General features: G+C 63.7%; 18 protein-coding genes and 1 tRNA gene. 10 read left to right on the forward strand and 9 right to left on the reverse strand.

The genetic code is table 11. The annotated features are described in order from the left end of the window. Positions 1-10: 10 nt before the first annotated feature. Positions 11-1,210, reverse strand: a complete 1,200-nt coding sequence (locus DSM43276_RS07055) for an AAA family ATPase (protein ID WP_078328893.1) — start codon at positions 1,208-1,210, stop codon at positions 11-13. Between the two features lie 255 nt (positions 1,211-1,465). Between DSM43276_RS07055 and DSM43276_RS07060 the strand changes: the two genes are divergently transcribed. Beyond that, a complete protein-coding gene (locus DSM43276_RS07060; protein WP_136629001.1) occupies positions 1,466-1,936 on the forward strand; it encodes a hypothetical protein in 471 nt (156 codons plus the stop codon). A 56-nt stretch (positions 1,937-1,992) separates the two neighbouring features. Here DSM43276_RS07060 and DSM43276_RS07065 read toward each other — a convergent pair whose 3' ends face one another. Continuing rightward, positions 1,993-4,347: a Tex family protein gene (locus DSM43276_RS07065; protein ID WP_078328895.1), complete on the reverse strand. Its 2,355-nt coding sequence runs from the start codon at positions 4,345-4,347 to the stop codon at positions 1,993-1,995. Between the two features lie 82 nt (positions 4,348-4,429). Then, positions 4,430-5,332, reverse strand: a complete 903-nt coding sequence (locus DSM43276_RS07070) for a hypothetical protein (protein WP_078328896.1) — start codon at positions 5,330-5,332, stop codon at positions 4,430-4,432. A gap of 96 nt (positions 5,333-5,428) precedes the next feature. Between DSM43276_RS07070 and DSM43276_RS07075 the strand changes: the two genes are divergently transcribed. Continuing rightward, positions 5,429-6,022 carry a TetR/AcrR family transcriptional regulator gene (locus DSM43276_RS07075; RefSeq protein WP_078328957.1) on the forward strand — a complete coding sequence of 198 codons (594 nt, stop codon included), beginning with the start codon at positions 5,429-5,431 and terminating at the stop codon, positions 6,020-6,022. Positions 6,023-6,043: 21 nt separating this feature from the next. On the opposite strand, the gene DSM43276_RS07080 is transcribed toward DSM43276_RS07075, so the two are convergent. Continuing rightward, a complete protein-coding gene (locus tag DSM43276_RS07080; RefSeq protein WP_078328897.1) occupies positions 6,044-6,388 on the reverse strand; it encodes a DUF732 domain-containing protein in 345 nt (114 codons plus the stop codon). Positions 6,389-6,475: 87 nt separating this feature from the next. After that, a complete protein-coding gene (locus DSM43276_RS07085) occupies positions 6,476-7,222 on the reverse strand; it encodes an SDR family NAD(P)-dependent oxidoreductase (protein WP_078328898.1) in 747 nt (248 codons plus the stop codon). 191 nt (positions 7,223-7,413) lie between these two features. On the opposite strand from DSM43276_RS07085, the gene DSM43276_RS07090 reads away from it, so the two are divergent. From DSM43276_RS07090 to DSM43276_RS07105, 4 genes are all read left to right on the forward strand, one after another. Continuing rightward, on the forward strand, positions 7,414-8,244 hold the full coding sequence (locus tag DSM43276_RS07090; RefSeq protein WP_078328958.1) for a helix-turn-helix domain-containing protein: 831 nt from the start codon (positions 7,414-7,416) through the stop codon (positions 8,242-8,244). 76 nt (positions 8,245-8,320) lie between these two features. Further along, entirely contained in the window at positions 8,321-9,211 is an 891-nt protein-coding gene (locus DSM43276_RS07095) for an aldo/keto reductase (protein WP_268807856.1), read from the forward strand. Positions 9,212-9,224: 13 nt separating this feature from the next. Then, on the forward strand, positions 9,225-10,061 hold the full coding sequence (locus tag DSM43276_RS07100; protein WP_078328900.1) for an LLM class F420-dependent oxidoreductase: 837 nt from the start codon (positions 9,225-9,227) through the stop codon (positions 10,059-10,061). A gap of 70 nt (positions 10,062-10,131) precedes the next feature. Then, the gene (locus tag DSM43276_RS07105; RefSeq protein ID WP_078328901.1) at positions 10,132-11,151 is read left to right on the forward strand and encodes a GNAT family N-acetyltransferase; all 1,020 of its coding nucleotides are present in this window, start codon (positions 10,132-10,134) and stop codon (positions 11,149-11,151) included. 62 nt (positions 11,152-11,213) lie between these two features. Here DSM43276_RS07105 and DSM43276_RS23535 read toward each other — a convergent pair whose 3' ends face one another. The 3 genes from DSM43276_RS23535 to DSM43276_RS07120 all read right to left on the reverse strand — a co-directional run bounded on the left by DSM43276_RS23535 (position 11,214) and on the right by DSM43276_RS07120 (position 12,391). Further along, positions 11,214-11,975 carry a TetR/AcrR family transcriptional regulator gene (locus tag DSM43276_RS23535; RefSeq protein WP_078328902.1) on the reverse strand — a complete coding sequence of 254 codons (762 nt, stop codon included), beginning with the start codon at positions 11,973-11,975 and terminating at the stop codon, positions 11,214-11,216. Positions 11,976-12,096: 121 nt separating this feature from the next. Continuing rightward, positions 12,097-12,309: a hypothetical protein gene (locus tag DSM43276_RS07115; protein ID WP_136629002.1), complete on the reverse strand. Its 213-nt coding sequence runs from the start codon at positions 12,307-12,309 to the stop codon at positions 12,097-12,099. Positions 12,310-12,317: 8 nt separating this feature from the next. Beyond that, positions 12,318-12,391 (reverse strand) — tRNA-Arg (locus DSM43276_RS07120). A gap of 73 nt (positions 12,392-12,464) precedes the next feature. On the opposite strand from DSM43276_RS07120, the gene DSM43276_RS07125 reads away from it, so the two are divergent. Beyond that, positions 12,465-14,471 (forward strand): bifunctional copper resistance protein CopD/cytochrome c oxidase assembly protein, encoded by a 2,007-nt coding sequence (locus DSM43276_RS07125; RefSeq protein WP_078328903.1) that lies wholly within the window; start codon positions 12,465-12,467, stop codon positions 14,469-14,471. A 32-nt stretch (positions 14,472-14,503) separates the two neighbouring features. Here DSM43276_RS07125 and atzF read toward each other — a convergent pair whose 3' ends face one another. Then, positions 14,504-16,114 (reverse strand): allophanate hydrolase, encoded by a 1,611-nt coding sequence (gene atzF / locus DSM43276_RS07130; protein WP_078328904.1) that lies wholly within the window; start codon positions 16,112-16,114, stop codon positions 14,504-14,506. Positions 16,115-16,301: 187 nt separating this feature from the next. Here atzF and ssb point away from each other — a divergent pair, with 187 nt between their 5' ends. From ssb to DSM43276_RS07145, 3 genes are all read left to right on the forward strand, one after another. Beyond that, positions 16,302-16,784 carry a single-stranded DNA-binding protein gene (gene ssb, locus DSM43276_RS07135; RefSeq protein ID WP_078328959.1) on the forward strand — a complete coding sequence of 161 codons (483 nt, stop codon included), beginning with the start codon at positions 16,302-16,304 and terminating at the stop codon, positions 16,782-16,784. Positions 16,785-16,902: 118 nt separating this feature from the next. Continuing rightward, on the forward strand, positions 16,903-18,576 hold the full coding sequence (ettA, locus tag DSM43276_RS07140) for an energy-dependent translational throttle protein EttA (protein WP_078325416.1): 1,674 nt from the start codon (positions 16,903-16,905) through the stop codon (positions 18,574-18,576). A gap of 227 nt (positions 18,577-18,803) precedes the next feature. Then, positions 18,804-23,477 carry an NAD-glutamate dehydrogenase gene (locus DSM43276_RS07145; protein WP_078328960.1) on the forward strand — a complete coding sequence of 1,558 codons (4,674 nt, stop codon included), beginning with the start codon at positions 18,804-18,806 and terminating at the stop codon, positions 23,475-23,477. Positions 23,478-23,483 lie beyond the last annotated feature (6 nt).

The raw sequence follows: 23,483 nt of genomic DNA on the forward strand, positions 1-23,483 counted from the left end.
TGATACGCGCTTAGCGAGAACCCCAATGCCACGACGGGGCTTTGAGCGCATCGAGCCCTACGATCTGCGTCTCGCCCCAGTCCTTGACAAGTTCGAGCCGCACCGCCGAACCCGCGTCATCGAACCGATCCTCGTCGCCCGCGAGGATCTCGCGCAACGGCCGTGCGGAAAGATGATCCACCAGCGCGTTGGCATGGGTGATCACGACCACCTGGGTTTTCGCGGCCGCCGCGCGAATGAGCGTCGCCAGCGGCGCGATGAGATCGGGATGCAGCGAGGTTTCCGGCTCGTTGAGCACCATCAGCGGCGGTGGTTCGGGGCTCAGCAGCGCGGCCGCCCACAGCAGGAAACGCAGGGTGCCGTCGGACAACTCCGCGGCACGCAGTGGACGCAGCATCCCGGACTGCTGAACCTGAAGATCGACGATCCCCTCACGCACGGCGACTGCCACCGCGGCGCCATCGAAGGCGGCGGCGACAACCTTGTCCAGAGTGTCGCTGCGGGTCTCGATGATTGTCTGGATAGCCGCGGCCACATCGCTGCCGTCATTCGATAGCACTGTGGTGCGCGTGCCGATCTGGGGTTGGCGTGCCGGTGCCAGTATGTCGACGCGGAATCCGTCGTAGAACCGCCAGCCACGCAGGGTGTCCCGGACTGCGCCCAATTCCGGTAATCTGCCCGGGAATTCGGAGAGTACACTGCGATATGACGGCAGCGAGCGACTGAAACCCTCGAATCCGCGTCCCGAATCGGCGCGTGCCTCAACGACGGGACGGGTCCGTCGGACCAGGGTCGCGCTGGGGCGAAGAGATGGTCCAGTGAATACCGCCTCACGCTTGATCTCCGGGTCGCGACCGAAGGCGGAATCGCTGGGAATCGGCAGGCCAAGGTCTACCAGATAGCCAAAATCCGTTGATGCATAACCCAGTTCAATTGATACGGGTCGAGTGCGGACCGTAGGCTCAACGGTGCCGGTGCGTCGTGCGCCTTTGAGATTTTCCGGCCCGGCCCACATGGCCGATTGCAATCCGCCCTGCCGCGCCAGTGAACCGATGATCTCGCCCCGACCACAATCGGCCAGTAGCTGCAGCGCCCGGTACAGCGAGGACTTTCCGGTGCCGTTAGCGCCGGTAATGACGGTGAGCTGAGCGAGCGGGAGCACAAGATCGCGCAGTGATCGGTATCCCCGGATGGCGACGGTGGTGAGCACGGCGCCACGCTAATCAGTGGCACCGACAATGCAGACCTTTAAGAGACGTGCGAGGTGTGAGTTCTGGCACGGGCGCAGGCAGGAGCCTGCGCGTCGGCAAGAATCAGCACAGAACCTTCACAGTTTCTCCGCCACTGGACTGGCCATGCTTCACTACGGTGAGGCATGGCCAGTCAGCTACCACAGCATCCTTCGCGGAGTGACCCACCACGCCCTTCACAGCCGCGGGCACGGGACTCGTTAGTGGGCTGGATCTTGCTGATTGCGACCGTAGCGACAAGTAGCGGAGCATTGTGGGCGTGGAGCTACCCCGACAGCGTCGCCCTCGTTATTCTCGCGGTGCCACCGGCATTGCTGGTGTTCGCGGGCTGGCGTGTGTGGCTGTTGTCGAATCGACCGGTGCGCTGGCATACGGTCGCCATACCCATCCTGGCGGTGGTGACCGTGGTGTTGATGTGCTTTCAGGTGCCAGTGAAGGTACGGTTCGCGGATTCCCGCAGCAACTTTGAGGCTGCGGTCCGCGAGATCGAGGCAGGAACTCCGCTCGAGAAGTACTCCGGTATAAACGTCGGCACTTACGAGGTATCGGGCGTGGATCGCAGGGGTGCCAACATCTATTTCTCGATCGTGGACAGCGGCTTTGTCGACCACAACTATTTCGCCTATATGCCGGAAGGCCCTACGGAGGCCGCGTATCACCTGGCTGGGCTCTGGTATGTCGACTGACCTGGACACGTGCAGCGTGGCGGACCGGCGACTCCTGTGCCAGTCCCCGTGCACGATTAACGCCCGAAGCCCGCGTTACGCAACGCGTCCGCCATCGAGCCCGTCGCCCGGCTTTCCTGCTGGCGCCCGGAATTCTTGCTGCGGTTCTGGTTTGGCCGTCCCTGATTCTTGTCGTCACGTCGGGGAGCGCCGGCGTTGGCTCGCTCGGGGCGCTTGCCTTGCTGCGGCTCGTCATTGAGGCGCAGGGTCAGTCCGATGCGCTGACGCGGGATGTCCACATCGGCGACCTTGACCCGCACCACCTGGCCGGACTTGACCACCTCATGGGGGTCGGACACGTACCGATCAGCCATCGCCGAGACGTGCACGAGGCCATCCTGATGCACGCCGATATCAACAAACGCACCGAAGGCGGCCACGTTGGTCACCACACCCTCGAGCACCATGCCGACCTTCAGATCCGACACCTTTTCGACGCCCGCCGCGAAGGTGGCCGTGGTGAACGCGGGCCGCGGGTCACGTCCCGGCTTCTCCAGCTCGCCGAGAATGTCTGTCACGGTGGGAATTCCGAACCGATCATCGGCGAAGTCCGCGGGCTTGAGCGAGCGCAGCGAACGCTCGTTGCCGATCAGCTCGGCGAGGGTGACGCCCGACCGGTCCAGAATCTTGCGCACCACCGGGTAGGACTCGGGATGTACCCCGGACGCGTCAAGCGGGTCATCGCCTTCACGGATGCGTAGAAATCCGGCGCACTGCTCAAAGGCCTTGGGGCCCAATCGGGGAACTTCCAGCAGTCCCTTGCGGCTACGGAAGGCGCCCACCTTTTCGCGGTGCGCGACGATGGACTCGGCCAGGGATTCTGTCACCCCGGATACCCGTGCGAGCAGCGGCACCGAGGCTGTATTCAAGTCGACACCGACCGCGTTCACGGCGTCCTCGACCACCACATTGAGACTGCGCGCGAGCGTGCCGGGAGTGACGTCGTGCTGGTACTGCCCGACGCCGATCGACTTGGGTTCGATCTTCACCAACTCGGCCAACGGATCCTGCAGGCGGCGCGCGATCGACACTGCACCGCGCAGCGTCACGTCGAGGTCAGGAAGCTCGTGTGCGGCGTAGGCGGAGGCCGAATAGACCGACGCGCCCGCCTCGCTGACCATCGCCTTTGTCGGGGCCTTGGCGCCGGCGGCCTTGATATCGGCGATGAGCTCGGCCGCCAGCGCATCGGTTTCGCGCGACGCGGTTCCGTTGCCGACGGCGATCAGCTCGACACTATGGCGGGCGACGAAGGCTGCGAGAGTGGCCTTGGCCTCATCCCACTTCTTCTGTGGCTGGTGTGGGTAGACCGCGCAGGTGTCGACCACCTTGCCGGTGCCGTCCACCACAGCCACCTTGACACCCGTCCGGAACCCGGGGTCCAGGCCCAACGTGGCGCGGGTACCGGCGGGGGCAGCGAGCAGCAGATCCTTGAGGTTGCGAGCGAAGACTCCGACGGCGTCTTCCTCGGCGCGTTGGCGCAGTTTCAGTCGGGCATCGACGGAGGCCGAGAACATGAGCTTGGCGCGCCAGGCCACCCGGACGGTTCCGGCAAGCCACGGGGTCGCCGGGGTCTTCGCGGTCAGATTGACTCCGAGTGATTGCGCGACCATGGCCTCATACGGCGCGTCCTCACCGCCGTCGAAGTTGAGGGCGAGCACCTGCTCCTTCTCGCCGCGCATGACGGCCAGCACCCGGTGCGAGGGCATGGTCTCCAGGGACTCCGAGAACTCGAAGTAGTCACGGTACTTCTGCGCGGCTTCGCTTTTCGCCGCGTCTTCCGACCACGGGGCGGTCCGTAGGGAGCCGTCGGCCCAGAACTTGGTGCGGGTGGCGCCGACGAGTTCGGCGTCCTCGGCGGCGCGCTCGATGAGGATGTGGCGCGCGCCGTCGAGTGCGGCGTTGGCGTCGGCGACATCCTCGGTGAGGAACTCGGCGGCCACCTCGTCGGGCACCAGATTCGGGTCTGAGAGCAGCCGGTCGGCCAGCGGTTCCAGCCCGGCCTCACGAGCGATCTGTGCCTTGGTGCGCCGCTTGGGCTTGTACGGCAGGTAGATGTCCTCGATACGTGCCTTGGTGTCGGCCGAGAGCAGTGCCGCCTTGAGGTCGTCGGTGAGCTTGCCCTGTTCCTCGATAGAGGACAGCACCGCGGCGCGACGGTCGTCGAGTTCCCGCAGGTACCGCAGCCGCTCTTCGAGAGTGCGAAGCTGGCCGTCGTCCAGGCTGCCGGTGACTTCCTTGCGGTATCGCGCGATGAATGGGACCGTCGCACCCTCGTCGAGCAGCCGAACCGCCGCTGTGACCTGGGCCTCAGCGACTTCCAGTTCCGCAGCGAGGCGAGCATTTACAGATTTCACGGTCACGCTCTGAGTCACGCCGAGGGACCCTACCCAATGCGGGGGGCAGAGTTGGGGAGCGGATCGCGTGAGTTGGGCAATTTATGGCAAAAGGGCTACGTCAGCTGCGCTGATGCTGTTCCAGCAAGGCGGCCGTGAAGCGATACAGGGACAACAGCGAGATGAATCCGAACATGAACAGGATGACGCTGCCGACTGACTCGTTCACGGGATTGAGGAACAACCCGAAGGCGTATGCCCCGATGACCACGATGGGTGCGGCGTCGACCCAGCTGAGTGGACGCTGTTCTGATCGCGCCAGCGCGTCCTTGCCGAGGAAGGGAAGGAGCACGAACGAGATGATGAGCGTGATGAGGAAGCCCCAGATCGCCCAACCGATGGGCAGGGCCGGATCGCCGAAGAACGAGTCCTCCGGGGCGAGCGCCCTGGACTTGCCGACCCATTCATAGATGCCGAACTTCGTGCAGAAACCGTTGGCCAAGAAGGCAATCCAGGCGTGCAGCATGCCATAGAGCACGCAATGCCAGACGACCTGCCATGGTCGTAAGGTGCGTGGGTTCACCACGATCTTCCCGTCGAGTATCACGTTGATGATCACGTAGATCGGCCACAGCAGCGCGACCATGCCGACGGGAACGAGCAGGGGAACGCTGCCGATGTGCGGTCCCATCATCGGAATGTCGCCGTAACGCAGATCGCCCCAGATGAATCCGCCGAAGCTGATGTTGGCCTGCTCGAATGCCCACTCCACGATGGAAGCGATGACGAAGTAGGCCGAGGCGAGTTTCACGCCGAGGTGTTTGAGCATGTGCCCAAATACCGCGATGACCAGCGCCAGCGAGGTGATGGTCTGGGCGGCTACGGGCAGGCCCGCTCCGCCGGTCGAGATGCCCGACCACAGCGTCATGACGACCCACACCACGCAGGCGACACCGAGGGCCACGTCGATGGGACGTGTCTTCCGCTCGTGGTGGTTCGTGCGGTTCTCGGTCTCCGTGCTCATGGGCACCAGTCCCTTCCATCGCTTAGATCGCTCTTAGAATGGAAAATTATTCTAGAACAATTCTCTAGTCAAGAGGCGGTTCAGTATTGTTCGGTGGTGCCCACTGCCTCGAACGCCGGCGTTGCCCGTCGGCGCGCCATCCTCGACGCAGCGCTCACGTCTTTTCTGAAGAGCGGGGTGGCCGGAGCCACTGTCGAGTCGCTGCACCGCGAATCCGGTGCCAGCGTGGGCAGCATCTATCACTTCTTTGGGAGCAAGGAAGGCGTCGCGGCCGAGCTCTACCTGGAAACGCTGCGCGATTACTATGATGCGTATCTTGCTGTGCTGCAGGCAAGTTCAAGTGTGCGCAGCGGGATCGAAGGCGCCGTTCGCTTTCATCTGGAGTGGGTGGCCGCCCATGAGATGCGAGCGCGGTTCCTGTTTCATTGCCGCGAGTTCGAGGTGATCGACGAGTCGCGCGCGACCATCGCCGCGCTAAACGAGGACTTTTATGGCAAGGCGAGCGCGTGGCTGCAACCGCACCTGGAGAAGCGGCGCATCAAACCGTTGCCGCCCAGGCTGTGTCAGGCCGTGTGGATGGGGCCGTGCGTCGAGTACGCCCGGCTGTGGCTGGCCCGGTCGGCCGAGTTCGACATGCTGGCCGCGGCGCCGGTTCTTGGGCGTGCGGCGTGGGATGCAGTGAAGGCGTGATCAGTACTGGCGTCTGAGCGGTTATGCCGGTCGGGGTGGTGCGAGGTTCAGCGCATTCGGGCATAGCTCGCTCTGCAGAATGTCGAGGTACACGTTGGGGGCCGGAGCGGGAGCGACGCCGGAGCCCACGGGGAACTGCGATCCCACCTCTTCGGGCGGGACGCCGTTGCGCAGATCGCGGCATGCTTGATGTCCCGCCTGGATCACGTACGGCTCGGCATCCTTGTGGATGAAGACCCCGGCGTTGCGCAGACTGTCCAGGAACGTGTGGTCGTTCGCGTGGGCGATGCCGGCGCCGAACGGGCCAGCCACTGACATACCGGCGGCAGCGATCCCGATGACGATCCTGGTGCGGAGCTTGTCCATCGTTGTTTCCTTCCAGACACCAGCATTATTGCCAGGGGAACGGGCCCGGCACGGGCGAATTGCGAAGAGGGCGGGTATGCGGAGGCTTTAGTTCAGGCCGCCGCCGATGACCAGGATCTCTCCGGTGATCCACGAAGCGCGGTCCGAGGCCAGGAATGTCACCGCGGGTGCGATGTCCTCGGGTATACCGATCCGGCCAAGGGGAGTCAGGTTCTCGATCTCGGTGCGGAACTCGCGGCTTGAGAAGGCACTGGACTGCATGCCGTCGGTCACGGTCAACCCGGGATTGACCGAGTTCACCCGGATGCCCCGTGGGCCCAGCTCCTTGGAGAGCGTGCCAGTGATCGTGTCCACGGCCCCCTTCGATGCGGTGTACACCAGCGAGTTGGCTGGCGTGAAGCTGGTGACACTTGACCCGATGTTGACGATGCTCGAGCCGCGGTCAAGGACGCCGAGTGCTTCGGTGATCGTGATCGCCAGGCCGAAGACGTTGAGGCTGAACTGGCGTTGAAGTTCGTCCGCGGTCAACGATTCAATCGGGCCCATCTCGTACACCCCGGCGTTGTTGATAAGGATGTCGAGCGTGTCGATCCGAGTGCTGAGCTCGGTGAACAGTCCTTTGACGCTGGCCGGGTCGGAGATGTCAGCCTGGATGGCGAAGGCCCGGCCTCCGGCGTCATGAATCGACTTCACGACGTGGTCGGCGCCACGCTTGCTTGACGAGTAGTGGACTGCCACGTGCGCTCCCGCTGACGCCAGGTCGCGTGCGATGGCCGCGCCGATTCCCTTCGATGCGCCCGTAACAAGCGCCGTCTTGCCTGCCAAAATGCCCATCAAGTGGCCTCTTTCCTTTTCCTGCAACATGTTTCGTGTATGTCTCGTTGCTTCTTCAGCGTAGATTCGCACGTGCTGCTCTGGAAGGGTGCGCTACTCCTACCCGGGCATCCTTGCGGCTGAAGCGATGTGCCTATGGGTGGGTGTATTACACCCTGGTTGGGGTGGGCTGCCGTGAGTATGTTGAGGACATGGATCGGCGAAATGAGTTGGGCGACTTTCTGAAGGCGCGCCGTGCTCTGGTGTCGCCGCGGCAGGTAGGACTGCCGGAAGATGAGCCGCGCCGGGTCTTGGGCTTGCGCCGACAAGAGGTTGCCGCTTTGGCCGGGGTGAGTGCCGACTACTACACCAGGCTTGAACAGGGGCGTGAGCGCCATCCCTCAGATCAGGTGCTGCGGGCGATTTCCCGTGCACTGCAGCTGGATACGCATGCGGCCGAGCACCTGGCAGGCCTTGTCCGGCCGCCTGGGGCGGCACCCGCTGCAGCCGGCCTGTGCGATGCCAGCGAGGGGACCATGAGGATCGTCAACAATGTGGTGCACGCCCCGGCGTTGGTCATCGGCCCGGCGCTGGACATTCTGGCCATGAACGCCCACGCACAGGTCCTTTACGATGACTTCTCACGAGCCGACAACCTGGCTTACATGGTGTTTCTTGATCCCGTTGCCAGCGAGTTCTATGCCGAATGGGACGAGATTGCGCGGGATACCGCCCGAAATCTGCGCGCGATGTCGGTGTCGTTTCGCGACGACCCACGCATCGCAGAAGTTGTGGGTGAGTTGACGATTCAGAGCGATGTATTCACGTTCGTGTGGATGCAGCATGACGTTCGGCCCCGAACAAGCGGGACCAAACGATTCCGCCACAGCCGGGTCGGCGAGATCAACCTTCAGTACGACAGTTTCGCGGTCGGTGGGGCACCCGGACAGCAGCTGCTCATCTACTCGGCTGACCCTGGCAGTGCCGATGCCGATGGGCTTGAGCTGTTGGCCCGGCTTGCGCTGGACCAGCAGCCCGAATAGTAGGAACCATATCCAAATCCATATGAGGCGAACAATTTTCGTCGCCTCTTGAGTTCAGATTGCGCAGGATCGAATCGTGACATCAACACGGCCCATTGGAGCAGGAACGCTTACTCTCGGCGGCGACATCACCGTCAATCGGATCGGCTACGGCACGATGCAGTTGACCGGCCCGGGCGTGTGGGGCCCACCGCGGGATCCGGCATCGGCGGTGCGGCTGCTCAAACGCGTGGTTGAGCTGGGAGTGAATTTCCTGGATACCGCGGATGCATACGGCCCGCAGACCGTCGACGACTTGATCGCCGAGGCGCTGCACCCGTATTCCCGTGATCTCGTGATCGCCACAAAAGTAGGCATCGCGCGTACCGGTCCGGCGGAGTGGGGCTGGATTCCGCTGGGGCGTCCCGAATACTTGCGCCAGCAGACGGAAATGAGCCTGCGGCGCCTGAAGTTGGAGCGCATCGATCTGCTCCAGCTGCATCGAGTCGATCCCGCTGTTCCTTTCGAAGACCAGATCGGTGAACTCAAGCTGCTGCGAGACGAAGGCAAGATCAGGCACATCGGGCTCTCGGAGGTCTCGGTGGACCAGCTGCACGCGGCACGGCAGATCGTGTCCGTCGCATCAGTGCAGAACCTGTTCAACCTCGCCGATCGGTCGGCAGCTGACGTGGTGGACTACGCCACGGCCCACGGCATCGCCTTCATCCCGTACTTCCCATTGGCTACCGGAGGCCTGGAAGGCGTCGGCGGTCCTTTGGATGTCATCGCGCATGCGCACGGCAGCACCCCGGCGCAGATTGCCGTCGCATGGCTACTTCGTCGCTCTCCGATTGTGCTGCCGATCCCGGGAACATCGTCGGAAGCGCACCTCGCGCAGAACGTTGCCGCCGGGGACATCGTGCTCAGTGATGCCGAGCTCGAGGCGCTTTCCGCGGCGGTGCCGCTGCCCGATCACCACAGCGTATAGCGGGGAAACTTGAATGCGGATTGGCATTTTCACTGCGCTCACCGACGAAGGTCTGGAGCCCGGCGAGCTAGCGGTCGAGATCGAGATGCGCGGGTTCGAATCCCTGTTCGTGCCGGAGCACACGCACATCCCGGTGACGATCGAAGCCATCCATGCCGGATGGGATGAGATACCCCGCGACTACTGCCGAAGCCTCGATCCGTTCGTAGCGCTGTCCTTCGCGGCAGCTGCGACGAGGGACCTTCGTATCGGTACCGGCGTGGCGCTGCTGGTCCAGCGAGATCCGATCACGTTCGCCAAAGAAGCTGCGACCCTGGACAGGGCGTCGGGCGGGCGGCTAGAGCTAGGGATCGGCGTCGGATGGCTGCGCGAGGAGATACGAAATCACGGCACCGACCCGCGCACACGGGTGGCATTGCAGAGCGAACGTATCCAAGCGGTCAAGAAGATCTGGACAGAAGAGCAGGCCGAATTCCACGGCAAGTACGTGGCGTTCGACCCGATCCGTTCCTGGCCCAAGCCTGTTCAAAAACCGCATCCGCCGGTGTGGCTAGGGGGCTGGGGCCCGTCCACCCACGAACGGGTGCTCGACCACGCCGACGGTTGGATGGCGCCGACAATGCTTGGGGTGGAAGAGCTTCAGAAGGGGATCGGCGAACTCAATCTGCTGGCAGCGCACAAAGGCAAGTCGCCGGTTCCCGTGATCGCGACCATCCTGGAGCCGCAGCCTGGAGATATCGAACGCCATGCGGACCTCGGGGTGCATCGTGTGCTGTTAGGCCTGCTGCCGGTGGAGTCCCGCGACACTACGTTGCGCAAGCTGGACCGCTTGGCCGCATTGGTGGCGTGAGAACGTCACGTAGGCCGGCTCGCATGTGGTTCCGTCAATAGCCTGATCGGGCGTGACAGTGATGACTACCATGCGAACGGACTCAGCTTTTCGAGCTAGGGCGGTGCACATCGTGGGTGTCGACGCCGCCGATCTCGCAGAGTTGGAGTTCTTCGGAGGCAATCCGGTCAGTGCGCTTGCTCCGCTTGCCGAGCTGCTCTCGCCCCTTGAGGCGGCTCCCGGGCAGGTGCTGATGCGTCAGCGCGAGCCCGCCGACTGGTTCCTGCTCCTCGGCTCGGGTGGCGGCGAGATCCTTCATGCCGGCGAGAACGGGGATTCGGTGGTCGCGCACCTTGTGCCCGGAATGGTCGTCGGTGAGATCGCACTCCTGCGCGGGACCGCCCGGACAGCGACCGTCGTGGCGACCGAACCGCTTCGAGGCTGGGCCGGCGGCAGCGATGCGTTCACCGCGATGCTTGAAATCCCTGGCGTGTCAGAGGCATTGGTGTGGACCGCGCGTCAGCGGCTAGCCACATTCGTTACCCCGATTCCGGTGCGGCTGCTCGACGGTGCCGAGTTCTACCTGCGGCCCATCCTGCCCGGTGACAGGCGGCGGTTGGCGAGGATGTCACGGCGCACGGTGTACCGCCGCTTTCTGGGAGTCCCCAGTAAGCGGATGATCACGTACCTCTTTGAAGTGGACTACCTCGACCATTTCGCGTGGGCCCTCACCGATGAGCCCGACGGCCTTGAGGGTCTCGTCGTGGCCGATGCTCGATTCATCCGGCACCTCGACGAACCAGACAGTGCCGAGCTGGCCTTCACGGTCGGTGACGACTACCAGGGGTGCGGGATCGGAACACTGCTGATGGAGGCGCTATCGGTGTCGGCGCATGCCGACGGTATACGCCGATTCACGGCCTCGGTGCTCTCAGAGAACTACGCGATGCGCACCATTCTGAACCGGTTAGGTGCGCGCTGGGAATCGGATGGGCCGGGCGTGGTCACTACGGTCATCGATGTTCCCCATGTGCGGGAACTCAGTCTTTCTTCGCAGGTATCCCGGCAGATCCACGTCGCGACACGACAGGTGATCCAAACGTTGTGTTGATGATCGGTAAGCGCCCCCGGCAGGAATCGAACCTGCATGGTTCGCTCCATGCCTGGGTGTGATCAGGGCAGTAGCGGGTGAAGCGGATCAGGTTGGGGCATCCAGACTCTGGGCATGGTCGCGGAGCTCGGGGCATCGAATACTCCTGGAACTTCCTTGCTGTCCAATAGTCGTTGCCGCAGTAGCTGGGATAAATGTGTTTCGGTGCCGGAGCTGAGCAGCGACTCGTCGACATACCGGGCGCAGTACTCGACTAGGTCTTCACGTTTGAGGGGCAAGCGGCCATGAAGCCAAGCCAGCGTCGCGCCACGTGCGCCTGCTACCAGGACCTCGGACTGCACAGCCAAGAACTTGGGATCGCAGTGACCAGCATTGCCACTTTGCTGCTCACGCAGCAGGAAAGCAATGTCGCCGGTCAGCTTTGTGCGCCGAGGCGCTAAGCGCGAGCCGCCAATCGCCGGATCAAGAATGAATCGAGCCCAACGAGTGTCGGCCGTCAGCGCATCCATCACGCCGATGACAGCGGCCTTGATGGGAGAATGTAGACCAGTTCCCGATGTTTCGATCGCGGCGACAGCGGCTAGAGCGCATTCTTCGACGATCCAATCGAAGATCCCTATGAGTAAGCGATCCAATCCGTCGAAACACTCATAGAAGTAGCGGGAGCTGAGCCCTGAGGTAGCAATTATCGCAGCAAGCGTTGCTGTTCCACCTGATCTGGTCATCGCATCCAGGCCAGCCTGCAAAAAACGTTGCTGACGATGGAAGTGCCGCTGTTGAGCAGTCTGTCCTCCGTAGGTGCGGGAGAGGTACTTAGCCGTCATCAGACCCGCCTTATGTCTCGAAAACCTGTTCCGGGGAGAATTGCGAATCGTTTCGCTACGTGAGCACAGATGACCTTGTTAGGACGAGAGTTAAATCGATGAATCTCGATGACTGCCAGAGTCATTGGTCACCAAAATCCGGGACATCAGTCCCTTTTGTCGGATTCATGGTTAGTGCTTGGGTTCGACACCGTGCCGCCGCGGTTAATGGGGTTTCCAGCGCGATGATGCGTTGCTCCAGCGTGTAAACGGCATCGAGTGCTGCACGCATGGAGAACGTTGCGAGCGATGAGTAACGATGGATTGCTTCTGTTACACCCAACAGAAATACCATCTGAGCTGCGCCCCCGGCAGGAATCGAACCTGCGACCTAGGGATTAGAAGGCCCTTGCTCTATCCGACTGAGCTACGGAGGCATGTGGCGCTAGCCGGATGGGAGTCTATCGAACCGGTGGCGGTGTGGATCGCATCTCGCCATACCCTTGACTGGTGACGACCACCCCCACCGCCAGGAAGACCGATTCGCCGATCTGGACGATCGTCGTCGGCCTCGCGGTACTGGCGGGCCTGATAGCGGCCACCATCGGCGCACTGTCACTCACGGAGGCCCTGCTCGCGACCGGTCTGCCCAACCCCGGCCCCGTCACCTCCTATGGTCTGCCGTTCGTGCGCGCGGCCGCCGAAATCGCTGCCGTCGTCGCCGTCGGCGCATTCCTGCTCGCGGCCTTTTTCGTCCCACCGCAGTCCAGCGGCGTGCTCGATGTGGACGGTTACCGCTCGCTGCGCCTCGGCACGGCGGCATCGGTCGCACTCGCAGTGCTCTCGGCGGTCATGGTGCCACTGTCGATATCCGACGTCGCTGGTCAGCCGGTGAGTGATTTCGGGCCCGGGGAGCTGTGGACACTCGCAGGTGAGATCGAAACCGTGAATGCCTGGCGCTGGATGGCCTTCATCGCCGCCGGCGTCGCGATCGCCAGCCGGGTGGTGCTGCGCTGGTCGTGGACACCGCTGCTGGTGCTCGGATCCATCGCAACACTGATGCCGCTGGCCCTGGTCGGGCATTCAGCCACCGGCGGCGCACATGACCTGGGCACCAACAGCCTCATCATCCATCTGGTATCCGCGGCACTGTGGGCCGGCGGTCTGGTCGCACTACTGATCCACGCGCTGCGCGGCGGCGGCTATCTCGATGTGGCCGCACGCCGGTTCTCCACGCTGGCGCTGTGGTGCTACGTCGCGATCGGGCTCAGCGGGATCATCAACGCTCTTATCCGTGTGCAGCTTTCAGACTTGTTCACCACCCGCTACGGCTGGCTGCTGGTGGGCAAGGCCACCGCGCTGCTGGTCCTCGGTGTCCTGGGGTATCTGCAACGCCGTTCGGCGATAACGGCATTGGCTGAGGAACCGCAGAACCGTCGGCCGCTGATCCGGCTTGCCGGGGTGGAGGCCGTCATCTTCGCGGTCACCTTCGGTATTGCCGTCGGCCTGGGACGCACCCCGCCACCGCCACCGATCAACCTCAACCCCTCGCCGGTCGAGGTCGCCATCGGGTACACACTCGACGGTCCGCCGACCCCGCAGCGACTGATGTTCGACTGGCGCTTCGACCTCATCTTCGGAACTGCCGCCCTCGTTTTCGCGGTCGCCTACCTGGTGGGTGTCCGTCGACTCAAAGCCCGCGGCGACGCCTGGCCGGTGGGGCGCACCATCGCCTGGCTGTCCGGCTGCGCCTTCCTGCTCATCGCCACATCGTCGGGCGTCGGCAGGTACATGCCCGCCATGTTCAGCATGCACATGGTGGCGCACATGACGCTCTCGATGCTGGTACCTGTACTGCTGGTCCTCGGTGGTCCCATTACGCTGCTGCTACGAGTGCTACCCGCCGCGGGCAAGGATGATCCACCGGGGTTGCGTGAATGGGTACAGATGTTGTTGCACAGCACCTTCTCCCGCTTCCTGACGCATCCGCTGGTGGCGACCTCCTTGTTTATCGGTGGGTTCTATGGCTTGTATCTGAGCGGGCTCTACGACGCTGCCGTCGACGTGCATGCCGCGCATCTGGCGATGAATCTGCACTTCCTGCTCAGTGGATATCTATTCTATTGGGTGGTCATCGGTATCGACCCGTCGCCGCGGCGCCTGCCGCCGGTCGCCAAGCTGGGCATCGTGCTGGTGTCATTGCCCCTGCACGCCTTCTTCGGCGTCATTCTGATGGGCACGAAATCGATTCTGGGCGAAAAGTTCTATAGCAATCTGGCCCTGCCGTGGCGGATCGACCTGGCCGCCGACCAACACATGGGCGGCGCGATCACCTGGGCGACGGGGGAGCTGCCGCTGCTGGTGGTCATGATCGCCCTGGTCATCCAGTGGTCGCGTTCGGATGAGCGGCTCGCCCGCCGACAGGACCGCGCCGCCGATCGTGACGACGACGCCGACCTGGCCGCCTACAACGCCATGCTCGCCAAAATGGCTCAGCTGGACGAGAACTCGCGCTAGTTCGTGGATGGGCCGCTCGCGCGAAGACCGTTCTAAATCGCACCCGCGGCAATGGCGGCAGGCCAGCTGCCGTGTTCGCTGATGTCGATACCGGCCTGTGCGGCGGCACCGTCGCAGCCAAACCCAGTACGCCACACACCGTCATCGCATTGGACCTTGCCCAGCAGCATCGGCTCGGGCAGCTGCGCGAGGAAGGTGCCCAGTGCGGCTGGGGACAGGCGCCAGATTTCGCCGCCGATGCTCACCCCATCCTCTTCGGAACGAGTCAGGCCGGGTTTGGGGGGTGTGGTGAGCAGCGCCGACATCCGGTACTTCGGCGCGGTGCGCACCGGACCGACCCAGCGCGCGCCCAGATCGGTGAGCTGAAACTCCAGCGGGCCACCCTTGAGATGCGCGCCGAACACTGCGAGCTCATGAGACAAGGTGATCGCGGCGGGCCAAACATTTTGTTCTGCAGCATCTCCGGTGACCAGTGCGGCGATATCGAACGCCACCGCGTCATCGAATGCGCGGGCCAGCACCGTCACCCCGAACTGGGCCCCACCGGCGATTCCCGCGGGCACCGCTACCGCGCACATATCGAACAGGTTGCAGAAGTTGGTGTAGGTCCCCATCGTCGCGTTGACGCCAACCGGGTCGGCCTGCACCTGCTCGATCGTCGGATGCAACGGTGCGGTGGGCACCAACAGTGCGTCCGCACCGGCCAGGGCGGCCATGGCCTCCTCGCGCAGACGTTGCACCTCGGCACGGTCGCGCACCAGACGATGTGCAGGGATATCGCGTGCACCCGAAACGATCTGCGCGACAGTAGGATCAAGCGCGGCCTCGGGGTTGGAGTCGATGAACTCGCCGACGGCCGCATAGCGTTCGCTGACCAGCGCACCCTCGTACAGCAGTTTCGCGGCGGCAAGGAACGGCGTCAGATCGACCTCGACGATGGTCGCTCCCGTTGCGCGAAGATGCTCTACGGCCGCGTGAAAGGTGTTGCGCCACAACTCGTCGAGCGCGGGCAGTTCACGCGGCACGGCGATAGTGGGCTGTGGGGGAGCTGCCAGTCGGGTGTTGGCGGGCCATGGGCGGGGTCCTGCCGCGGCACCCATGGCGGCCATCGCCAGATTGGCGGTGGCCAGTGTGCGGGCAAAAATGGTGACACAGTCATAGGATTCGCAGGCAGGGACCACGCCCTGGGTGGAGACCACGCCGACTGTCGGTTTGATCCCAACGATGCCCTGCAGTCCGGCGGGCACCCGCCCGGATCCGGCGGTGTCGGTGCCGATCGCGATATCGGCCTCGCCGGTTGCGACGGCCACCGCGGATCCCGAACTGGAACCGCCGCTGATGTATTCGGGGCGGCGCGAGTCCGATACCGCGCCATACGGGGAGCGCGTGCCCACGAGCCCGGTCGCGAATTGATCGAGGTTGGTCTTGCCCACCACGGTGGCGCCCGCCGCGCGCAAGGCCGCGACCGCCGGTGCGTCGTGGTCGGGAATGTATGCGAACTCCGGGCAGGCAGCGGTGGTGGGCACGCCACCCACGTCCACGTTGTCCTTGACCGCGAGTCGAACTCCGGCCAACGGCCCTGATGAGCCCTGTAATTCGGTGGAGATTTCGTCCTCGGGGCGGTGCGTGATCCAAACCGTCATGTCAAGCAAGGTACGGGTGGTCGGACTCATCGGCCAGTTGTCCCCAATCCGTCATTCATCCACAGCCACCGCTCGAACCCGCCCACATGTCGGGAGCGGTGTCGGTGCCTACCGGGTTACTGGAGCCACCAAGGGCACCGGATCGGCGGTGCTGAGAACAGATACAGAGATAGGAAAGGCACGGACCATGTTTGAAACTCCAGTGACTGTGATCGGATCCGTCGTCGGGGACCTCAAGCGACGCCAGGTCGGCTCCGACGAGATGATCAAGTTCCGCGTCGCCAGTAATGCCCGCCGCAGGCGTGACGACGGTAGTTGGGTGAATTCGAACTCCCTCTTTATCAATGTCACCTGCTGGGGCCGGCTGGTCACCGGGGTGGGCGCCGCGTTAGGGAAGGGTGCGCCGGTGATCGTGCACGGTCATCTGCACACCAGTGAGTTCGAGGACAAGGACGGCAACCGCCGTCAGGTCACGGAGATGAAGGCGATCGCCGTCGGGCCGGATCTGTCGCGGACCATTGCCCGGATTGAGAAGGCCGGGTACACCGGCAAGCCGGAGGATGCTGGTGCAGCAGAGCAACCAGATCCGGGTGCCGAGGAGTCCACAGCCGAGCTCCAGGAAACGAACGAGAGCAGCGAGGAGTCGGGAAACCTGCGCTTGAGTGCGTGATCCCGAGCTGACACCGGCGACCGCGCGGTCGCCTCTCACCTAGGATGGTTCGGGCAGCTCACAAGAATGGTCGTGAGCTGCGGCTAAAGAACTTATGAGGAGAGGCGACAGCGCGGCAATGGCTGAGTACATCTACACGATGATGAAAGTCCGCAAGGCGCATGGCGACAAGGTCATCCTCGATGATGTCACCCTGAATTTCCTGCCCGGCGCCAAGATTGGTGTGGTCGGTCCGAACGGTGCCGGTAAATCCAGCGTCCTGAAGATCATGGCCGGGCTCGACAAGCCGAACAACGGCGAGGCCTTCCTGGCCAATGGAGCCAGCGTCGGCATCCTGATGCAGGAGCCGCAGCTGGACGAGACCAAGACGGTGCGCGAGAACGTCGAGGCCGGCGTGGCCCTTAAGGGCAAGCTCAATCGGTACAACGAGGTCGCCGAGTTGATGGCTACCGACTACTCCGACGAGCTCATGGAAGAGATGGGCAAGCTCCAGGAAGAGCTGGATGCCGCCGATGCCTGGGATATCGACTCGCAGCTGGAGCAGGCCATGGATGCGCTGCGCTGTCCGCCCCCGGAGGAGCCGGTGACGCATCTCTCCGGTGGTGAGCGCCGACGCGTCGCGTTGTGCAAGCTGCTGCTTTCCAAGCCGGATCTGCTGCTGCTCGACGAGCCCACCAACCACCTGGACGCCGAGAGCGTGCTGTGGCTGGAGCAGCACCTGGCCAACTACCCGGGTGCCATCCTGGCCGTGACCCACGACCGGTACTTCCTGGACAACGTGGCCGAGTGGATTCTCGAACTGGACCGCGGCCGCGCCTACCCCTACGAGGGCAACTACTCCACGTACCTGGAGAAGAAGGCCGATCGCATCGCCGTGCAGGGGCGTAAGGACGCCAAGCTGCACAAGCGCTTGCAGGAAGAGCTCGCGTGGGTGCGTTCGGGCGCCAAGGCCCGGCAGGCCAAGAACAAGGCACGGCTCGGGCGCTACGAGGAGATGGCCGCCGAGGCGGAGAAGACTCGGAAGCTGGACTTCGAGGAGATTCAGATCCCCACTGGTCCGCGGCTGGGCAATGTGGTGGTCGAGGTGAGCCATCTCGACAAGGGGTTCGAGGAACGAGCCCTCATCAAGGATCTGTCGTTCACGCTGCCCCGTAACGGCATCGTCGGCGTCATCGGCCCCAACGGCGTTGGTAAGACCACCCTGTTCAAGACCATCGTCGGGTTGGAAAACCCCGACGGTGGCGAGGTCAAGGTGGGCGAGACCGTCAAACTGAGCTATGTCGACCAGAGCCGCGCCGGCATCGACCCCAAGAAGAATGTCTGGGAGGTCGTTTCCGACGGGCTCGACCACATTGTGGTCGGTCAGAATGAAATGCCCTCGCGGGCTTATGTTTCCGCCTTCGGATTCAAGGGTCCGGATCAGCAGAAGCCGGCAGGCGTCCTGTCCGGTGGTGAGCGCAACCGTCTCAACCTGGCGCTCACTCTCAAACAGGGCGGCAACCTGATCCTGCTCGACGAGCCCACCAACGACCTCGACGTCGAAACCCTCAGCTCACTGGAGAATGCTCTCGAGCTTTTCCCCGGCTGTGCGGTGGTCATTTCGCACGACCGGTGGTTCCTGGACCGCACCTGCACGCACATCCTGGCGTGGGAGGGGTCCGACGATAACCCCGCTTCATGGTTCTGGTTTGAAGGCAACTTCCAGGCGTACGAAGACAACAAAGTTGAACGTTTGGGTATCGATGCGGCCAGACCTCACAGAGTTACCCACCGCCGCCTGACTCGCGACTAGGGTGAGATTGCGTGCCGAAACCCGGCATGCAAACTCGGCCAGGAGCGTTCTGCGTGACTGTTAAGACAGGGACCACAACTCCCGAAAACACGCCATCTACCAATGGATCTGGCGTGCCGACCATTGAGGCACTGGAGGCTGCGTTCAGTCATTCCCGATTCCTGGGTGACCAGGAATGGGACGAAGCGCTGGACGCTGACGGCCACGCCTCACCGCCGGCGCCGCCCGTGCGCGAGGCACTCATGCGGGCGCTGCTGCGGCTGGCGGCACAACGCCCGCCACACACGATTTCGATGGCGGTCTACCACAACGGAGACGATGCGGGGCTCGGAACCGCTTTGCAGTTGGTCACCGACTACACGCCGTTGCTCACCGACTCCGTCACCGTGCTGCTGCGACGTTTGGGCGTCGCGATCGTGGATCTGATGGACCCGGTTTTCACGGTCGAACGTTCTGCCGATGGCACTCTGCTGTCGGCGGTACCGGTCGACAACCCGCACAGCGATACCGCCATTGGTGCCGAGTGCTGGATCCACCTGCAGCTGCCGCCGTCCATCGACGCCGAGCGGCTGGCCTTCATCGAGACGCAGCTGCCGCACACGCTCGAAGACGGCAGCCACGTCGCCGCGGACACCGACGCCATGCGTGACGCGGTCATCGAGCTGGCTTCCGACCTGGACGCTTCCGCGGGCACAGCACGGTTCTCGTCCTCTGAACTGACCGAGGTGGCGAACCTGCTGCGCTGGCTTGTGGAAGGCAACTTCACGGTGCTCGGATATCAGCGGTGCACCGTCGCGGACGGGCGGGCCACCGTCGACGAATCGAGTCGGCTCGGCCTGCTCAAGCGGCGCGAAGAGGTACTTCCGCAGCTCACCCACAACGACGAGCTGCTGGTTCTGGCGCAGGCCACCGTGCCGACCTATCTGCGCTATGCGATCTATCCGAACATTGTGGTGATTCGGCAGGACGACGGCAGCGGTCCCGCCATCGAGCATCGCCTTGTTGGCGTGTTCACCGTGGCAGCCATGAACGCCGACGTTCTGGACATCCCGGTGATCTCCGATCGGGTGCACCAGGTGCTTGCGCGCTCGGATGCCAACCAGGACTCGTTGGCCGGGCACATGCTCATCGACATCATGCAGAACCTGCCCCGCGCGGAGCTGTTCGCGGTGGGCGTGGACCAGCTGCAAAACATCGTCACCGCCGTGAGGAACATCGGTGCGCACCCGGGTTCGCTGCTGTTTCTGCGATCCGACGAGCTCGGCAACTTCGTGACCGCCCTGGTGTACCTGCCCCGTGATCGGTACACCACGACCGTTCGACTGGCCATGCAGGACACCCTGGTGCGTGAGCTCGGCGGTACGGGAATCGACTACACCGCACGCGTCAGCGAATCACCCTGGGCATTGGTCCATTTCACGATCCGTATGCCTGAGGACAATCTCTCCACGAGTGTCGATACCTCCGAGGCCAACCGGATTCGTTTGCAGGGACTGCTCACTCAGACCAGCCGCACCTGGAGTGACCGCCTGGTGAGCGCGGTGCGACCAGACTCGCCGATCGATCGCGCCTGCGCCGAGCGTTACTCGGTCATCCTGCCCGAGGTCTTCAAGACGAACGTCGCCCCCGTAGACGCCATCGATGATATCGCGAGAATCGAAGGACTACAAGATAATTCGCTAGACCTTGCCTACGACGCCGCCGAAGAGCCGGCCACCGGTGTGCTCAGCATGTACCTGGGCGGACGCTCGGCATCGCTGAGTCAGGTGCTGCCGGTCTTGCACAGCATGGGTGTGGACGTGATGGAGGAACGTCCCTATCACTTCACCCGTCCCGACGGGCTTGCCGTCTCGCTGTACGCATTCCGCATCGTGGTGCATTCGGCGATCGCGCGCACCTTCGATGCCGAGGGTGTGCAGCACCGCGCGCAGCTCTTCACCGACGCGATCGCCGATGTGTGGAACGGCCGCGTCGAGACCGACCGATTCAACGAGCTGGTGCTACGCGCCGGGCTCACCGCCGGTCAGGTCACCATCCTGCGCGGATATGCCAAATACCTGCGGCAGGCCGGCTTCCCCTACAGCCAGGCACATATCGAGACCGTGCTTGCCGACAATTCCGCCACCGCGCGCGATTTCGTCGAACTGTTCGAGGCTCGTTTCGATCCGGCCATGAGCGACAACACGTTGGCCGACAACAAGGCGGAGCAGGTTCTTGCGGAGATCGATAAGGTCGTCAGCCTCGATACCGACCGCGTGCTGCGTGCCTTCTTCGCACTGATCCAGGCCACCCTGCGCACCAACTACTTTGTGACGGACGAGAACTCGGCCCGGGCCAAGGGGGTGCTCGCCTTCAAGCTCAATCCGCGTGAGATCGAGGAGCTGCCCGAGCCCAGGCCGCGGTTCGAGATCTTCGTGTACTCCCCGCGCGTTGAAGGTGTGCACCTGCGCTTCGGGCCCGTGGCCCGCGGCGGGCTGCGTTGGTCGGATCGCCGCGAGGACTTCCGGACCGAGATCCTGGGGTTGGTCAAGGCGCAGGCCGTGAAGAACGCCGTCATCGTCCCCGTCGGGGCCAAGGGCGGATTCGTCGTCAAGCAGCCGCCGGCGACGACCGGCGATGCCGCCGTCGACCGGGATGCGTTCCGTGCCGAGGGCGTGGAATGCTATCGGCGATTCATCGGCGGTCTGCTTGACCTCACCGACAACTTGGACACTGCCACCAACGCCGTCATCCCGCCGCAGGGGGTGCGCCGCCGTGACGGCGATGACACCTATCTGGTGGTGGCAGCGGACAAGGGCACCGCGACGTTCTCCGATATCGCCAACGATGTCGCCAAGTCCTACGGATTCTGGCTGGGTGACGCGTTCGCCTCCGGCGGCTCCGTCGGGTACGACCACAAAGCCATGGGAATCACTGCCCGCGGTGCCTGGGAGAGCGTCAAACGTCACTTCCTGGAAATGGGGATCGACACCCAGACAGAGGATTTCACCGTCGCCGGGGTCGGCGATATGAGCGGGGACGTGTTCGGCAATGGCATGCTGCTCTCGCAGCACATCAAGCTGGTGGCCGCCTTCGACCACCGGGACATCTTCCTGGACCCCAACCCCGACCCGGCATCGTCGTGGGCAGAGCGCAAGCGGATGTTCGCACTGGAGCGCTCCAGCTGGGCCGACTACAACCCGGCGCTCATCAGCGCCGGGGGCGGCGTGTACAGCAAGGAACAGAAGTCGGTGCCAATCAGCCCCGAGGTGCGTGAGGCTCTCGGTATCGACAGCGATGTCACCGAGATGACACCGCCGCAGCTCATCCGGGCCATCCTGCTGGCCCCGGTCGACCTGTTCTTCAACGGCGGTATCGGCACCTACGTCAAGGCCGAGAGCGAATCGCAGGCCGAGGTGGGGGACAAGGCCAACGACTCGGTCCGCGTCAACGGAAACCAGATGCGCGCCAAGGTGATCGGCGAGGGCGGTAACCTGGGCCTGACCTCGCGTGGGCGCATCGAATTCGAGCTCAACGGTGGCCGGGTCAATACCGACGCACTGGACAACTCCGCCGGGGTGGACTGCTCTGACCACGAGGTCAACATCAAGATTCTGGTCGACTCGCTGGTCAGTGCCGGCAAGGTCGAGGCCTCCGAGCGCACCGCGCTGCTGGAGTCCATGACCGACGATGTTGCCGCACTTGTACTGGCCGACAACGAGTCCCAGAACAATCTCATGGGAACGAGCCGGGCCAACGCGGCCTCACTGCTCAGCGTGCACGCGCGGCAGATCGCCCATCTGGTGGCCGATCGCGGTCTGGACCGGGAGCTGGAGGCATTGCCCTCCGAGAAGGAGATCGAGCGCCGCGCCGCACTCGGGATCGGCTTGACGTCACCGGAGTTGTCGACACTGATGGCGCACGTGAAGCTGGCGCTCAAGGCGGATCTGCTGGCCAGTGATGCCCCCGAGCAAGAGGTCACCCAGCGACGGATGGTGCACTACTTCCCGAATGAGCTGCGTGAGCGCTTCGACGCCGAGATCCGCAAGCATCCGCTGCGTAAAGAGATCTACGCGACCATGCTGGTGAACGCGGTCGTCGACTGCGGCGGAATCACCTATGTGTACCGGCTTTTCGAAGACGCCGGGACGGGTTCGGTGGACGGGCTCAAGACCTATGTGGCGGTGGAGGCCATCTTTGGGCTGCGGTCGCTGTGGGACCGAATCCGGCATGCCGATGTGCCGGTGTCGGTTTCGGACCGACTGACCCTGGACATGCGCCGTCTGCTGGATCGGGCATCGCGGTGGCTGATCAGCTACCGGCCGCAGCCTCTGGCGGTCGGTGCTGAGATCAACCGATTCGGGCAAGGAATCGCCGAGCTGACCCCGAAGCTCACCACCTGGCTGCGCGGTCACGACCTGGAGATCGTCACCAAGCAGACCGAAGACTTGATGGCGCTGGGCGTTCCGGCCGATCTCGCCGGGGACGTCGCCGGCTGCCTGTACGGCTTCAGTCTGCTGGACGTCATCGACATCGCCGACATCGCCGACCGTGACGGCGCGGAGGTCGCGGATCTGTACTTCACCCTGATGGACGACCTGAGGGTGGACGATCTGCTGACCGCCGTCTCTCAGCTGGAACGCAACGACCGCTGGCATTCCCTGGCTCGGTTGGCGATCCGCGATGACATCTACTCCTCGCTGCGGGCGCTCACCATGGATGTGCTTTCCGTCGGCGAGCCGGATGAGACGGGTGAGCAGAAGATCACCGAGTGGGAGTTCACCAATGCTGCCCGTCTGGAGCGGGCTCGTGGCACGCTCGCGGAGATCTTCGCGACGGGCGAACCGGACCTGGCGACGTTGTCGGTGGCAGCGCGCCAGATCAGAGGGATGATCAGGAGCAGCATCACCGGTCCTGCATGATGGTGC

Source organism: Mycobacteroides salmoniphilum (assembly GCF_004924335.1).
GTDB lineage: Bacteria > Actinomycetota > Actinomycetes > Mycobacteriales > Mycobacteriaceae > Mycobacterium > Mycobacterium salmoniphilum.

Coding starts and splice junctions, on each gene's coding strand:
- DSM43276_RS07070 (WP_078328896.1), bottom strand. CDS start 5,332: ATGAGCACGGAGACCGAGAACCGCACGAACCACCACGAGCGGAAGACA.
- DSM43276_RS07080 (WP_078328897.1), bottom strand. CDS start 6,388: ATGGACAAGCTCCGCACCAGGATCGTCATCGGGATCGCTGCCGCCGGT.
- DSM43276_RS07085 (WP_078328898.1), bottom strand. CDS start 7,222: ATGGGCATTTTGGCAGGCAAGACGGCGCTTGTTACGGGCGCATCGAAG.
- DSM43276_RS07090 (WP_078328958.1), top strand. CDS start 7,414: ATGGATCGGCGAAATGAGTTGGGCGACTTTCTGAAGGCGCGCCGTGCT.
- DSM43276_RS07100 (WP_078328900.1), top strand. CDS start 9,225: ATGCGGATTGGCATTTTCACTGCGCTCACCGACGAAGGTCTGGAGCCC.
- DSM43276_RS07105 (WP_078328901.1), top strand. CDS start 10,132: ATGCGAACGGACTCAGCTTTTCGAGCTAGGGCGGTGCACATCGTGGGT.
- DSM43276_RS23535 (WP_078328902.1), bottom strand. CDS start 11,975: ATGACGGCTAAGTACCTCTCCCGCACCTACGGAGGACAGACTGCTCAA.
- DSM43276_RS07115 (WP_136629002.1), bottom strand. CDS start 12,309: ATGGTATTTCTGTTGGGTGTAACAGAAGCAATCCATCGTTACTCATCG.
- atzF (WP_078328904.1), bottom strand. CDS start 16,114: ATGACGGTTTGGATCACGCACCGCCCCGAGGACGAAATCTCCACCGAA.
- ssb (WP_078328959.1), top strand. CDS start 16,302: ATGTTTGAAACTCCAGTGACTGTGATCGGATCCGTCGTCGGGGACCTC.
- ettA (WP_078325416.1), top strand. CDS start 16,903: ATGGCTGAGTACATCTACACGATGATGAAAGTCCGCAAGGCGCATGGC.